Here is a 16,106-nt window from a genome sequence, read left to right on the forward strand (position 1 = left end):
GAATATAGCATTTTACGGAGCGTTTTCCAGCAAGTTTTGTCCTAACTGATAGGTAAGCGAGACCAATCCCGTTGAGTACGTTTTTGTGTCCAGCAATGCGAGATTAACACGCTCGTTCAACTGGGGAAATAAAGGTTTTCCGGCTCCCAGCAGGATTGGGTGAACAGCCAGAAAGAGTTCATCGACCAGCCCTTCATTGAGAAACGAACGGGTCAAATCGGCTCCACCAAACAGCCAGAAATCTTTGCCGGGTTGCTGCTTGAGGCTATTAACCTGTGCTTTTAAATCGCCACGGACCAGTTCGGCGCCTTCTCCTACCTCGCTTAGCGTCGTTGAGAATACGTATTTTTTATACTCAGGAAATGAGTACTCACTGGCCGCTTCGGCTGGATTCATCATCAACTCGTAGCTTTTCCGCCCAATAAAAATCGAGTCGATGCGATTCAGAAATTCGGTCATCCCATAATCCTGATCGGTAAAGCACCAATCGTATTCACCATTCGGGCCTTCGATATACCCGTCGAGACTAACGGCTACGCATAAAACTACTTTCCGCATACTCATTCGTATTTGTTTAGTTGTCTGGCCTTGTCCGATTTGCGGACAGACCTTGTCCAGAATCGGACAATTGTTTGAGGACTTGTTAGCCAAAAATAGCCATAAAAAGCAATCAGTAGGCTTTTTAGGAGTTGGCATCCCATTTGATCGGCATTATCGTATAAAATAACAAACCATGAAAAGGGCCTTTCTGGGAGAGTTTGAAGAAGTGGTGTTACTGACGGTAGCGGTTCTTGACGAAGAAGCCTACGGCGTCAGTGTCACGCAGGAAATTGAGCAAAAAACCGGACGATCGGTGGGCTTTAGCACCGTCCATACAACCCTGCAACGGCTGGAAGAAAAAGGCTTCCTGTCTTCACAGATGGGCGGAGCAACGGCAGAGCGGGGCGGCCGACGGAAGCGTTTCTTTACCGTTACAGCCGCCGGTCGAAAAGCGTTAGCCGAGGTCAAACAGGTGCGCGAAGAACTCTGGAACGCATTGCCCCCACAAACGCTGCAACTCATGGTACGATAAATCGCATAGGGCGTGGGGCGAAGGGCATAGGTCAATTACTAAGACAATCTCTTCACCCCTTGCCCCAACCCCTTTGCCCCATGCCCTATACCCCGCCCCGCTTTGCTACCTGGCTCCTCATTACCTTCGGCCATCCCGATACTCGGGAAGAGGTACAGGGTGATTTGCTCGAATTATATGCCCATTGGGTGCAAACCGTGGGAGAGCAGAAGGCCAGTTGGCGGTATTCGCTCAATGCTCTGAAATTGCTACGGCCTCTGGCCCGACGAAAAACAAATGAACAGTATACAACCCCTAATGCCGTTAGTCTCGTTATGATCCGAAATTATCTAACCATTGCTTTCCGCAACCTGACACGCAACAAAGCCTACACCTTCATTAATGTAGCTGGTCTGGCCCTTGGTATGACCTGCGGTATTCTATTGTTTACCCTGATTACTTACCATTTTAGTTTCGATAACTTTCACGCGAATACCGACCGTATCTACCGCTTTGTAACGGAACAACACCGCGAGACCGTCAGCTATTCGCGAAGTGTACCGGCTCCACTGGGAAAGGTCTTCCGAAAAGACTATAACTTTGGCGAAAAAGTGGCCCGGATTGCCACCGCAGACGACATACTGATTACGGTCCAGGCTGGTCGGGACGTACATAAGTACAAAGAACAGGAAGGTGTGGCGTTTACCGAATCGGAGTTCTTCGACATCTTCAACTACCCTCTTCTACAGGGCGATAAAGCCACTGTTCTGAAGGAGCCAAACACGGCAATTCTGACCGAACGCATGGCTCAAAAGTATTTCGGCGATAGCAACCCGATCAACCAGACGATCCAGTTGGACAATAAAATCGGGCTTCGGATCACGGGAATACTGAAAAACCTGCCCGCCAACTCCGACCGCCAAACAGAAATCTATGCATCGTATAATACGCTGAAACAGTACAACGAGTGGATGGCCAGCGACGAATCGTGGGGAGGTATCAGTAGTGCTATACAATGCTTTGTGCGGCTTCGGCCGGGTGTTGTGCCTGCTCAGGTTGAGCAAGTGCTTCCTGCTTATGTCAGTAAATACCGCCCAACGAGCAAAAATATCCATCATTATAAACTGCAACCCCTGGCCGAGATACATTTCGATGCCCGTTATGGAGCCGCGATGACCAAAACGAACTTATGGGTGCTTGGCTGCATCGGGTTATTTCTGATCATCACCGCTTGCGTCAATTTCATTAATCTGGCCACGGCGCAGGCACTGAAGCGGTCGAAGGAGGTGGGCGTACGAAAAGTTCTGGGTGGAGTTCGAACGCAGCTTTTCTGGCAATTCATTACCGAGACGGGCATCATTACTTTTTTCGCTCTGCTTATTGCGTTGATTTGCTCAACCACCCTGATACCGTTTGTTAATGAGTGGTTCCGGTCTCAATTAAGCCTTAACCTACTTTCCAATCTACCCTTAGCCACATTTATTGTGGTGCTTATGGTTTTTGTTACGCTTTTCTCTGGTGCGTATCCAGGATTAATTCTGGCCGGTTTTCAACCCATACTAGCCCTGAAAGGCCGATTATCTCAACAGACCATTGGAGGCTTCAACACCCGTCGGACGCTGATTGTGACTCAGTTTTCGATCTCTCAAATCTTGATTATTGGCGTTATTGTCATTGCCAACCAGATGCGTTACGCCCAGCAATCGGATATGGGATTTGACAAAGAAGCGGTTGTTATGGTGCCCATTGCAACAGAAGCTAAACCCCAGACGATGCACACAGTAGCCAGTCAGTTTTCAGAATTGTCGGGCGTGAAAAAAGTATCGCTCTGTCAGGCAGCGCCAGCTTCGAATAGCAACTGGACAACATCGCCCCTCTACGATAACCGAACCGAAACAGAGACTTTCGCCGTCAATGTCCGGGCGGGCGACGATCAATTCATTTCGCTGTTTAATGTACCCTTGGTAGCTGGCCGAAACATCTACCCTGCTGATTCGGTACGCGAGTTTCTGGTAAACGAAACGTTTGTTAAAAAGCTCAATCTCCGATCGCCCGAAGCCGTTCTCGGAAAAACGGTAAGCCTGAATGGAGGTGACTTAAAAGGACCAATCGTGGGTGTTATCAATGATTTTCACGATATGTCGTTTCATGCCGACATCAATCCTGTCTGCATCAGCACTGCCCTGGATCGATACAATTATTACGCGGTAAAGATTGATCTGGCAACGGCCCAATCGACGATTGCTTCACTGGATCAAATCTGGAGTCGAACGCATCCCGATCAGATATTCTCGTACCAGTTTCTGGACGAACAGATTGCGGAGTTTTATGAAACAGAGTCGCTGATGCTGAAACTGGTTCAGGTGTTTGCGATCATTGCTATTTTTATCGGTTGTCTCGGTCTCTACGGGCTTGTTTCGTTCATGGCGGCCCAGAAATCCAAAGAAATCGGCATCCGAAAAATATTGGGCAGCAGCACTGGCCAGATAGTCTGGATTTTTGCGAAGGAGTTTTCCGCCCTTATTCTTGCGGCTTTTGTGGTAGCAGCTCCCCTTGCCTGGTATATCATGCGAGCCTGGCTCCAGAGTTTCAAATTTCAGGTGCCCATTGGAGCCGAAGTGTTTCTATCGGCCATTGCCGGTACGTTCCTGATCGCCTTTTTAACGGTTGGCTATCGAGCCATCCGGGCCGCGTTGGCTAACCCCATAAAGTCGCTACGATCTGAATAGCGTGGCGCTGGGAGCCAGGTGCATGGAGCCATATTCATACTCTATCAACTTGACTCCCGGCCCCATGCCCCTCGCCCCATGCTCCCTACCCCACCCCGCTTCGCTACCTGGCTACTCACCACTTTCGGCCATCCCGACACGCGGGAAGAGGTGCAGGGTGACCTGCTGGAGTTGTATGCTCATTGGGTACAAACTGAGGGAGAACAGAAGGCTAACTGGCGCTATAGCCTGAGTGCAGTGAAACTTTTACGGCCACTGGCCCAATCAAAAGTATCAAGTGAGTACAGATCACCGGAATGCCGGACCACCTTTTTTCTAAGTCCTGTTATGATACGTAATTATGTAACGGTTGCTTTTCGGAATCTGATCCGCAACAAAGCCTTCTCGATTATCAACATAACTGGTCTGGCGCTAGGCATGGCCAGTAGCCTGTTTATTCTACTTTGGGTACAGGACGAACGCAGCGTTGACGCCTTTCATGCCAACGGTAACTACCTGTATCAGGTCTACGAACGCCAATATTTTGATGGTCGAACGGAAGCAGCTTACGAAACACAGGGGTTGTTGGCCAGCGAACTCAAGCGCGTTATCCCCGAAGTGGAGTATGCCAGTGGCCTGGAAGAAACCTACCCATTTACATTTCAAGTAGGCGATAAGGTGGCTAAATTAGAAGGAACCTTTGCTGGCGCTGATTTTTTCAGGATGTTCAGCTATCCACTACTACAAGGGAATCCAACTACCGCTTTAGAAGCCACCAACGGCATTGCCATTTCCCGAAGAATGGCCGATCAGTTTTTTGGTAATCCCGAACAAGCCATCGGGAAAGCCATTCGGTACGAGAGTAAAGAAGACCTGACGGTAACAGCCGTTTTTGAAAATCTACCCGCCAACTCGTCGCAGCAATTCGATTTTCTACGAACCTGGCAAGCCTACGTCCGCGACAATGGCTGGGTGAATAATTGGGGAAATTATAATCCGGCTACATTCATACAGTTACGTCCGGAGGCTGACCCTGTTAAGGTAGAAGCCAAAATCAAAGCGTTCACCTATCGATATAAACCTAAAAACAAGAACTTAATCGAAGAATTGGCCCTGCAACCGTATCCTGAAAAATACCTTCATTCGACGTTTAAGAATGGGCAACTTGACGGTGGGCGCATCGAATACGTCCGATTGTTCAGCTTTGTCGCCGTTTTCATCTTGCTGATTGCCTGCATCAATTTCATGAATCTGGCTACGGCTCGTTCGTCCAAACGAGCGAAAGAGGTGGGCGTCAGGAAGGCAATTGGAGCCGCTCGTTCATCATTAATCGGTCAATTCGTAGGCGAAGCCGTTCTGCTTACGTTCTTCGCTATGCTGCTCGCCCTAACGCTGGTGATGGTCATTCTGCCTGCGTTCAATACCCTTACGGGCAAACAACTTGCCCTACCATTCAGCCAACCGATCTTCTGGTTTACACTTCTAAGTCTGCTTGTTCTGACTGGCTTTATATCAGGCAGCTATCCGGCGCTTTTTCTGTCCGCTCTAAATCCTGTTCGGGTTTTGAAAGGCACCTTGCGATTTAGTCCAGGGGCCACCAATTTCCGAAAAGGGCTGGTTGTCTTTCAGTTTGGACTTTCTATCCTGCTGGTTGCGGGTATGATTGTCATGTATCGACAAGTGGAGTATATCCAGACCAAGAATATCGGCTTCAACCGCGAGAATCTCATTTATATGCCGCTGGAAGGCGAACTCGGTAAAAAATACGCTCTGTTTAAAGAAGAAGTAAGCCAGATGCCCGGCGTCCTGACAGTATCCCGGATGCGGGGAACGCCTACCCTCATTTTGCACCATACCGGCGATTTCGCCTGGCCCGGCAAAGACCCTAATCAGCCCGTCAAGTTTGCGGATGAGACGGTGGGGTACGATCTCGTAAAAACGATGGGACTGACGCTGAAAGAAGGGCGTGATTTCTCGAAATCGTTTGGTACCGATTCGGTAGGCTTTCTGGTGAACGAAACGGCATTAGCTAAAATGGGTTACAAGACTGGCCTTAATCAACCGTTGTCGTGGGGATCAAGGCAGGGTAAGATTATCGGGGTGCTGAAAGATTTTCACTTCAATTCCATGCACCAGGCTATCGACCCATTGGTTATACGTCTGGACGAAACGCGCGACTGGGGCACTATTCTGGTTCGTACCCAGGCTGGCAAAACCAAAGAAGCACTGGCCAGTATGGAAAAAGTCTGTCAGCAACTTAACCCCAATTTCCCGTTTACCTATCAGTTCTCCGATCAGGAGTTTACCAAGCTCTACAGAAGCGAGCAGATGGTGAGTCAGTTAGCTAATTACTTTGCCATTCTGGCCATCTTTATCTCCTGCCTGGGCTTGTTTGGTCTGGCGACCTTCACGGCTGAGCAGCGAACCAAAGAGATCGGCGTTCGTAAAGTACTGGGCGCATCAGTAGGCAGTGTTGTTACGCTCCTGTCGAAAGATTTTTTGAAACCCGTATTCATCGCTATCCTCATCACAACGCCTATTGCCTGGTATGTTATGAGTCGCTGGCTGGCCGACTTCGCCTATAAGGTCGACCTCTCGTGGTGGATTTTTGCCCTGGCTGGTGGGTTGGCTACTATCATTGCTTTACTGACCGTCAGTTTCCAAAGTATTAAAGCCGCGTTGATGAATCCCGTAAAATCACTTCGGTCTGAATAGCAGGGAGCTTGGAGCGTGGAGCAGGGCGTTCATGCTCTGCCATCCGCTCCACGCTCCAAGCCCCATGCCCCTCGCCCCATGCTCCCTACCCCGCCCCGTTTTGCCACCTGGCTGCTCAACACCTTCGGCCACCCCGACACCACGGAAGAAGTGCAGGGCGATTTGCTGGAGTTGTATGCCCATTGGGTTGAAACGGTGGGCAAGCGGAAGGCCGATTGGCGATATAATCTGAGTGCGCTCAAGCTGTTGCGGCCGATGGCCAAACCACGCTATAAAGAATCGTATACAACACCTTACTCACTGAGCCCTGCTATGCTACTGAATTATTTTAAAATAGCTTATCGCAACTTACTCAACAACAAGGGCTTTTCGGCCATCAACATCACCGGACTTGCGTTGGGGATTGCCTGTTCCATCGTGTTGTTCCTATTCATTCTCGATGAGTTAAATTTCGACGCATTCAATAAAAAAGCCAGCCAGACGTATCGGCTTTACGTTCACAGTTCGATTAACAACGAAGAATCAAACAATTCCAAGACGGCACCTCCGGCTGGCTCTACACTCGTGCAGATGCTCCCTGAAGTGCTTACCCAAACACGTATCGGCTACTTTGGCGGACACGATTTGCGGTATAAAGACAAGGTATTCAGGGAAAGCAGAATTTACACGGCCGACTCCACCTATTTCGATGTGTTTACCCTACCTTTTGTTCACGGCGATCCAGCGATTGCGCTCAAAAATCCGAACAGCATTGTCCTGACCGAAACCATGGCTAGCAAATATTTCGGACAGGAAAACCCGACGGGGAAATCATTGCTTGTCGACGGAACAAACTCGTATCAGATTACGGGCGTCATGAAAGACTTTCCCGATAAGTCGCATTTCCATTGCGATTTCCTGTTGTCGATGTCGACCTATCCCGAAGTCAATCAACAAAACTGGCTGCAAGGGGATTATTCGACCTATATTGTTCTCAAAGAGGGGGCAGATCCTACACGGGTCGAGCACAAAATGCAGCAAATTATTCTTGACCGCCTGGGGCCTGAGATCGAAAAAGCATTGGGCGTTTCCATGCAGCAATTCCTGGCCAGCGGCAATGTATTTGAATATCGTTGGCAACCCTTATTATCCATTTATCTGCAGTCAAAACGCCAATACAACATTGACCCCAACACCGAGTGGACTGGCGTCCGAATGGGCGACAGTGTGTACGTGTATATTTTCTCGGTGGTGGCGTTATTTATTCTGCTGATTGCCGTCATCAATTTCGTCAACCTATCGACAGCCCGTTCCGAGAAGCGCGCCAAAGAAGTAGGCATCCGAAAAGCCATTGGTTCGAGTCGCTTAAAACTAATGGGGCAGTTTACGACCGAATCTATATTGCTGACTGGTCTTTCGGTTATTGTGGCGTTGTTTTTGGTCCAACTTATGCTTCCCGGCTTCAACCAGATAGCCAGTCGGCAGTTGACACTACCCCTTTTTACCCATGCGTATACCATTCCGGCGCTACTTGCTTTTACACTCATCGTAGGCCTGCTGGCGGGCAGTTATCCGGCCTTTTTTTTATCGTCTTTTCGGCCGGTCGAGGTCTTGAAGTCGGGCGTACAAAAAAGGAAGTCCTCCTTACGCAGCCTGTTAGTGATTACCCAGTTCTCGATATCCATTACCCTAATTCTGGGTATGATCATTATCCGAAACCAATTAGGGTATCTTCAGCATAAAGACCTTGGATTCAACAAAGAGCACTTGCTTTCTATCAATAATGCTAAGGTGCTGGGCGACAAACTCAAACCGTTTAAAGCCGAGTTATTGAAAAACCCGGCCATCCTATCGGTCAGCAATACGTCTCAATTATTTGCAAACGGCATTCCGGGAAGTGGCTATTCGTTGGGCAAACGGTCGGGTAGTGACCTCGTTTTAAGCCAGTTTCTGGACGTCGATGCCGATTTCGTAAAAACGTTTGCGGTGCCGTTAAAAGCCGGACGTTTCTTCTCCAATGATCGGCTGGCCGACAGCACCGCTGTGGTCATCAACGAAGCGGCATTGCGAGCGTTTAATACGAACAACCCGCTAGACCAGGAAATCACCGAAATCGATGTAAATGGCCCTAAAACGTATAAAATCATTGGCGTACTAAAAGACTTCAATTATGAATCGCTTCACCGCCAGGTTCGTCCGCTGGTGTTTCACCTGAGTTCCGTCCGGCAAGCCGCCAGTATTTTAAACATCCGAATTCAGCCCCATGCCACAAAAAATGCGATTGACTACATCGAAGAAACCTGGCAACGATTCGAAAAAACGGATCAATGTCACTATTCGTTTTTAGATGAGCGGCTGGCCCGACTTTACGAATCGGAACAAAAAACGAGTATCATCGCTACGGCTTTTTCAGCCCTGGCCATCTTTATTGCCTGCCTGGGCTTGTTTGGTCTGGCCGTTTTCATAACTGAGCAACGCACTAAAGAGATTGGCATTCGTAAAGTGTTAGGGGCTAGTATTGCCGAAATCCTGTTTCTTTTGTCGCAACAATTTATTGTCTGGGTCGCCATTGCCATTCTGATTGCGTCGCCCATTGCCTGGTACGCCATGAGCCGATGGCTCGACAACTTCGCCTACCGCGTCGACATTTCATGGTGGGTATTCGTAGGTGCCGGTCTGCTGGCCATTGGCATTGCCTTATTGACGGTCAGTTTCCAGAGCATTAAAGCCGCTTTGATAAATCCCGTAAAATCACTTCGGTCTGAGTAGCAGGGAGCGTGGAGCGTGGAGCAGGGCGTTCATGCTCTGCTCCACGCTCCACGCTCCCTGCTCCCTACTCCAAGCTCCATGCTCCAAGCCCCATGCCCTACACCCCACCCCGTTTTGCCACCTGGCTGCTCAACACCTTCGGCCACCCCGATACCTCAGAAGAGGTACAGGGCGACCTGTTGGAGTTGTATGTCCATTGGGTTGAAACGGTGGGCAAGCGGAAGGCCGATTGGCGATATAGTCTGAGTGCTATTAAACTTTTACGGCCGCTGGCCCAATCAAAAACAGCTAAAGAGTATCCTTCACCTTTTTTACTGAGTCCTACTATGGTACGCAATTATGTAAAAATCGCCTGGCGTAATCTGACAAACGCCAAAGTCTTTTCCCTAATCAATGGATTTGGACTAACCTTAGGGATGGCCTGTGCTCTGCTGGTCTTTCTGGTGATCGTTCATGAAACCAGCTATGATAAGCACCATAAAAACGGGGACCGGATCTACCGGGTCGAAACCGTAAACAGCAGCGACCCGAATCCGCATCCGGGAACCTATACCGAAATGGCCGTTGTCCTGCCCAAAGAAGCGCCGGAGTTTGAAACCATCGTCCCGGTCTATAATCAATGGGGAAAAGGATTGTCGGTCCCAGCGTCGGGCGACTTTTTCAAAGAACGGGTCGCCTTCACCAACTCCAGCATTTTCCATCTGCTCGATTATCAATGGGTAACGGGCGATGCACGTACAGCTCTCTCGCAGCCGGGTCAGGTTGTGCTGACTGAATCCTATGCGAAGAAATTATTTGGCAGTACGGATGTTCTGGGGAAAACCATTCGCTACGACAACAAGCAGGACTTACGCGTTACGGGCGTTCTGAAAGACTATCCGGTAACCACCAATTTCCCGTTTGATGTGCTGGTTTCCTTTTCGACGCTCAAGCAGACCCAGCCCGATTTCGACTCGCATGGCTGGAATGGGTTCGGAGATAATTTTCAACTCTATACGTTGTTGAAACCCGGTTTCCGGCCAGAGCAATTGACGAAGCGGTTTCATGCCATCCAGGTCAAGTACCAGAAAGATCCAAAAACCATTGAAAAACAGCATTTCATGCTGAACCCACTGGAGCAGATTCACTATTCCTTCAATTTCAGCGGGCGACAGGCCAGCAGCAAACTACTCAATATGCTCTCCCTCATCGGAGCCTTTGTACTCCTGATTGCCTGTATCAACTTCATCAATCTGACCACCGCGCAGGCCCTCAAACGAGCGAAAGAAATTGGCATCCGCAAGGCCGTTGGCAGCAATCGACTGTCGCTGATTTATCAATTTCTGACCGAAGCGGGACTGATTACCTTCCTGTCTACGGTGCTGTGTATCCTGCTGGCCTGGCTGGTGTTGCCCAGCATTGCCACCATGATGGACCTTCCTTTGACAGTTTCTGACCTGTTTACCTGGAAGATTGGCGTATTTCTGACCGGGTTGGCCAGCCTGACCACCATTCTGGCAGGAACGTATCCAGCGTATCGCTTATCGGGTATGCCACCGATCTGGGCTTTAAAAAGCAACAAGCTCCCGCAGGGCGAACGAAGCGCTACCCTTCGCCAGGGTCTGGTTGTTGTTCAGTTTACGGTTTCGATGATTCTGATCAGCAGCGCTTTACTCATGAACAAGCAGTTGTCCTTTTTTCATAATGCCGATCTTGGTTTCAATAAGGCCGCCATTATTACCATTGGCCTGCCCGACAATAAGCCCGAAAAACTACAAACACTCCGGGCCCAATTGATGGAGTCGCCACAGATCAAAGATGTCAGTTTCTCGTTCAACAGCGCTTCGGCCGAAAGCAATTGGATGCAGGGCATGCAGTACCGAAAAGGGGCCACCCCGATCGAGATTAAGACGCAGATGAAAATGGGCGATTCTCATTATCTGGACACCTATGGCATTCAATTGCTGGCGGGTGAGAAACTTAAAGATACCGATACCTCAAAAGCTGCGTTTAAGATCATTGCCAACGAGATTTTCCTCGACCGGATGGGCATTCGTCAGCCAGCCGAAGCCATTGGTCAACGAGTATATTTCGGTGATGGAGAAGAGTTTGCGACCATCGTTGGCGTTGCCAAAAACTTCCACGTCAACTCGCTGCACCAGAAAATCGACCCGACCGTGATTCAGGTGGTACCCAACAATTTTTATCAGGCAGGTATCAAATTGCAAAGCGAAAAGCTAACGACCGAATCCATACAGGCCGCCCTCGGCACAATTGAAAAATCCTGGAAAGCGACGTTCCCGAATCAAGTCTTTGCCTACGATTTTCTGGACAAAACCCTGGCTCAGGCGTACAAGAATGAAACCCGGACCTCGCAATTGATCGAAACATCCACGCTGATTGCCATTTTGATCGCCTGCCTAGGTCTATTCGGTCTGGCAACCTTCTCGGCCGAACAGCGCACCAAAGAGATCGGCGTTCGGAAAGTGCTGGGCGCTTCGGTTGCCAGCATCATAGCCTTGATGACCAAAGATTTCCTGAAACTGGTAGCCATTGCTATGCTGATAGCCTCACCCATTGCCTGGTACACCATGAGTCAGTGGTTGCAGAATTTCGAGTTCAAAACCGAAATCAGCTGGTGGGTCTTTGCGCTGACAGGCTTGTTGATGGCCGTCATTGCCATGCTGACGGTCAGTTTCCAGAGCATCAAAGCGGCCCTGATGAATCCGGTTAAATCGTTGCGGTCGGAATAATCGCGTTCCCCGTAGAGACAGGGCATGCCCTGTCTCTACCCTACCCCTCTCTCCAAATAACTTAGCGAAAGGGACCATTATAATCAGCCAGTTACCGTAACTTCTCTGCGTCTAAATCGGGTGGTGTATGAGAATGTTATGCAGAGTAGCCCTACTCAGTTTGTTACTGATTAGCAGCAGGGCATGGACACAACCAATCAAACCGGCCACTGGGCTGGTGGCGGGACTGAAAGGGGAATATTTTGACGGGCCCAACTTCGAACGAAAAGTCCTGACCCGCACTGATCCGCAGGTCGACTTTAACTGGAACTGGCAACTGGCGGGGCCGGGCGTACCCCATGAATATTTCTCTGTTCGATGGACCGGCAAACTCTACGCACCCACAACCGGCAAATACCGTTTCAGTGCCCTTGTCGATGATGGTGTACGCGTGTGGGTAGGTGGCCGAAAGGTGATTGACGAATGGCGCAAGCAGGACGACAGCCAGTTCGTGGGCGAAATCGAGCTAAAAGGCCAACAGTTATATGATTTGCGAATCGAGTATTACAACGACTGGAAAGGGAGCACCATTTCGGTATACTGGGAACGTCCCGAAGACAGGCGGCTATTTGGTTTTGGCTCGACACCGCATCAACCCATTCCAACAAAATACCTCTTTAGTAAGCCAGTTCGGCCCGTACCGACGACAGCTACGCTTGCTCCCCGATCAACATTGACGTATAACCCCAGGTCGATGCGAGCGACTCAAACGGCCTCTTCACTAGCTACCCAATCAACGCCTTCCGTAACGCCAATAGCTCCGACTCGTACGGTTATGAAAACGGCTTCGCTGAAGACTACAGCGCCTAAGTCAGCGAATCGTCTGCCTAAACTTGCGACAGGCGATTTAGCGGCTCCCACACTGCCCATTCAGAAGCCCACTTCTACCCCTGTCGATCAGCCATTTGCCAATGTGCAGGTAGGGCAACCCATTTTACTTCGGCAGGTGCTATTTGACCAAAGTGAGTACACCCTGTTGCCAGAGTCATACACCGAACTGGATAAACTTGTTCGCCTGTTAAAAGCCAACCCAGCCATGCGCATCGAAATTGCCGGGCACACAGACGATGTAGGTGATAAACGACTGAATCAAACCCTTTCCGAATATCGGGCCAAAATGGTAGCGAGTTACCTCTGCCGACAGGGTATTGCCGATAGTCGGATAACGGCCAGAGGGTACGGCGGCACCCGGCCGATCGCTACCAATACGACCGAATCGCAACGTGCGCAAAACCGCCGGGTCGAATTTGTCGTACTTGGTGACTAGTTAATTGGTTTATTCGTTAATTGGCGGATTGGTTCATTGATAAAATGGTTAGTAGTGCATAGAGCTGACTGGCTAACCAATCGATAAATCAACCCGTTAACTACTTAACCAGTAAATCAACCACTTAATTACGAGCCATATGGACTCAACACAAGCAGCCATTCAGGATAAATTTGAGATTACCGAATTAGTGAATCGCCTGTTTATGTACACCGACGACCGTAACTGGCCGGGGCTGCAGAACGACGTATTTACCACCGATGTCTACCTCGATATGGAATCGAATGGGGGCGCTCCGCCGGGTACAGTTACGGCCAAATCCATCACAGAGGGCTGGGCACAGGGGTTTCTGGGAGTCGACGCGGTTCACCATCAGGCTGGTCATTACCTGATTACCCTCAACGGCGACCAGGCAGATGTATACGGCTATGCCGTTGCAACGCATTACCGAACGGCCGCCATTCACGGCAAAACCCGAACGTTTGTCGGGAGCTACGACATTAAAGCCGAGCGAACGGCCAACGGCTGGCGAATCAACCACCTGAAATACAATCTTAAATACGCTGACGGAAACGCATCGTTACAGTAAAGCGGTTTTGCACATACATTGCGATACCGGCTTGTGTAGGGCTGGTTGAGTTACTCAAACGGTCATCACGGTCGGCTCAACAAAATACAGGTGACTATTAGTCTATTTGATCTTGTCGTTATACTGGGTATTGCACAGGGATTGTTGTATGGCACCCTGTTGCTGATGAAGTATGGGCGTTATCCCAGCAAAAAGTTGCTGGCGATGTTACTGTTTGTTTTCTGCATCCTCAGCGCCAAAATTCTGTTGCATACCCTGGGCTTATGGCAGAATCCGCATCTTCGATACTTCCCACTGGCTTTCGATCTGACCATCCAGCCACTACTGTATCTGTATGTGGTGTCGCTGACTCAGCAGGGCTTCATACTAAAGCGTTCATACCTGCTTCATTTTGCGCCGACCCTGCTGTTTATGCTCCATGCCATACTGGTATATAGCCAGACGCAGGCTACAGATAATCTGTCGATACAAGACCAGATTGCCGAATCTCTGTATTTCAATACGGTCAAAACCATCGAAGATATTATATCTGTATTTATGGGTATTTTATATGGAGCCCTGAGTTATCGACGATTGGTTCGTTACCGGAAATGGCTATTCAATTCGATCTCCAACCCATCTTATCCAACCTATCAGTGGTTGCGTAACATGCTACTCTTAACGGGCGGGGTTTTGTTGCTACTTGGGCTGAATGTTTTTCTGGACACAAGTCTGCGTTTTACCGAACGATATTTTTTCCACTGGCAGGTTTTTTATGTGTATCTGGCCGTGAATGTGTATTACCTGGGCATTAACGGTTATCAGCAGCCCCCGTTTGAGGTTGCGTTCGATGAGTCGGCCGTTGATTCATTGCCCAAACGAATGCTCGACACCCTAAAAGACGAACAGGTTCAGGACATAAAAAGCCGAATCGAAGCTGCTATCATGCAGGACAACGTTTTTTTAGACCCCGATTTAAGTTTATCGAATCTGGCAGGCCGTCTGAACGTTTCAGTAGGGATTGTTTCAGCGGTTATCAATAGTGAATTCAATAAAAGCTTTCGTAGTCTGATTAATGAGCAACGCGTTGAGGAAGCCAAACGTCGGCTGATCGACCCGGCCTTTATGCATCTTTCCATACTGGGTATTGCCCTGGAAACCGGCTTTAATTCAGAAGCCAGTTTTTACCGGGTCTTCAAATCGGTCACGGGCCTGTCACCTAAGCAGTATATTGCCCAAACGACTCCCAAAACATCTACTGAGAACTCTCAAAACCCAAATTGAGAGGCCTGATAACTGGCTGCGTGTGAGTTTTGTCACGACATTTTATCGTCCAACGCAAACCCTCATCGTCATGCAACGCATACGCTTCACTATTTTTCTGATCCTCTTTTCTGGTCCATTTGCAGTGGCCCAATTGCAGGAACCCACGCAAAGAACTGATTCCTTTCTGTTGAAAACTCAATGGGATCAATTTGGTCCTTATGCCCGATATACCCCCGACAATCATCTACTGGGCTGCTGGAGTACGGCCCTGGCGCAGATTTTTTATTATCATCGATTGCGCCCTGCGGGAGTTGTTTCATACCAGTGTTCCCGAGGCTACAGGATTCAGGATACCCTGACGAATCATACCTTTTCGTGGGATCAGTTTACTACGCGTATTGAGTCTGGTACCCCAGAAACTGCCCAGAGCAATGTAGCCAGGTTTTCGTATATGACTGCCGAAGTAATCCGCAAAGACTTCGGAACAGGTCATTATCTGGAAATGGTGAACCCCGTGGGCCAGATCAATGCGTATTTTCCGTGTCAGGCTGAATTTTATGTGTCGTTCACAGAGCCTATACCAATTTCCAAAGCTGAATTAGACGCCATCGCCCGGAAAGAAAACATCCAGCATGTACTACAGCGCGACGACGTAACGAAGCTGATTCAGCAGGAAATTAAGGCGAAACGGCCTGTGTATTTTCACTTCGGGAATTTCACGACGTATGGCCATTCGACGGTTATCGACGGCTGTAAGGCGGAGGGCGATACGTTTTGGGTTCACATTAACTACGGTTCTGGCGGAAAACGCAGTGGCTGGTATGATCTGTTCAAACCCATCGACGTCGCTGACGACCTAAAACTCCGCGCCTTTGTTACCGTCAAACCCAAGTGATCGTTCGGGGCTCGTCCGCGATTAAGCTCGCGGACGAGCCCCGAACGATCACTAATGCCAAACTTGGAGGTCAGCTCATTTATCAGCAACTTGCTTCTTTATTGCTGACACGCTCTG

10 protein-coding genes are annotated in these 16,106 nt (G+C 49.3%); 9 read left to right on the forward strand and 1 reads right to left on the reverse strand.

Annotated features, from left to right (window positions below; translation table 11 throughout):
- Positions 1 to 12 precede the first annotated feature (12 nt).
- Positions 13 to 558, reverse strand: coding sequence for a dihydrofolate reductase family protein (locus ACYVFD_RS14430; RefSeq protein ID WP_461090879.1), 546 nt, complete (start codon positions 556 to 558; stop codon positions 13 to 15).
- 175 nt (positions 559 to 733) lie between these two features.
- Between ACYVFD_RS14430 and ACYVFD_RS14435 the strand changes: the two genes are divergently transcribed.
- From ACYVFD_RS14435 to ACYVFD_RS14475, 9 genes are all read left to right on the forward strand, one after another.
- Entirely contained in the window at positions 734 to 1,072 is a 339-nt protein-coding gene (locus tag ACYVFD_RS14435) for a PadR family transcriptional regulator (RefSeq protein ID WP_461090880.1), read from the forward strand.
- Between the two features lie 80 nt (positions 1,073 to 1,152).
- Complete coding sequence (locus ACYVFD_RS14440; RefSeq protein ID WP_461090881.1) at positions 1,153 to 3,780, forward strand: ABC transporter permease; 2,628 nt, start codon at positions 1,153 to 1,155, stop codon at positions 3,778 to 3,780.
- Between the two features lie 78 nt (positions 3,781 to 3,858).
- Positions 3,859 to 6,474, forward strand: coding sequence for an ABC transporter permease (locus ACYVFD_RS14445; protein WP_461090882.1), 2,616 nt, complete (start codon positions 3,859 to 3,861; stop codon positions 6,472 to 6,474).
- A gap of 78 nt (positions 6,475 to 6,552) precedes the next feature.
- Positions 6,553 to 9,222, forward strand: coding sequence for an ABC transporter permease (locus ACYVFD_RS14450; RefSeq protein WP_461090883.1), 2,670 nt, complete (start codon positions 6,553 to 6,555; stop codon positions 9,220 to 9,222).
- A gap of 92 nt (positions 9,223 to 9,314) precedes the next feature.
- Positions 9,315 to 11,954 carry an ABC transporter permease gene (locus ACYVFD_RS14455; RefSeq protein ID WP_461090884.1) on the forward strand — a complete coding sequence of 880 codons (2,640 nt, stop codon included), beginning with the start codon at positions 9,315 to 9,317 and terminating at the stop codon, positions 11,952 to 11,954.
- Positions 11,955 to 12,081: 127 nt separating this feature from the next.
- Entirely contained in the window at positions 12,082 to 13,260 is a 1,179-nt protein-coding gene (locus ACYVFD_RS14460) for a PA14 domain-containing protein (protein ID WP_461090885.1), read from the forward strand.
- Positions 13,261 to 13,399: 139 nt separating this feature from the next.
- Complete coding sequence (locus ACYVFD_RS14465; RefSeq protein ID WP_461090886.1) at positions 13,400 to 13,849, forward strand: nuclear transport factor 2 family protein; 450 nt, start codon at positions 13,400 to 13,402, stop codon at positions 13,847 to 13,849.
- A 90-nt stretch (positions 13,850 to 13,939) separates the two neighbouring features.
- Positions 13,940 to 15,112: a helix-turn-helix domain-containing protein gene (locus ACYVFD_RS14470; protein ID WP_461090888.1), complete on the forward strand. Its 1,173-nt coding sequence runs from the start codon at positions 13,940 to 13,942 to the stop codon at positions 15,110 to 15,112.
- A 70-nt stretch (positions 15,113 to 15,182) separates the two neighbouring features.
- Entirely contained in the window at positions 15,183 to 15,989 is an 807-nt protein-coding gene (locus ACYVFD_RS14475; RefSeq protein WP_461090889.1) for a C10 family peptidase, read from the forward strand.
- Positions 15,990 to 16,106: the final 117 nt, after the last annotated feature.

This window comes from Spirosoma gilvum (assembly GCF_054776815.1).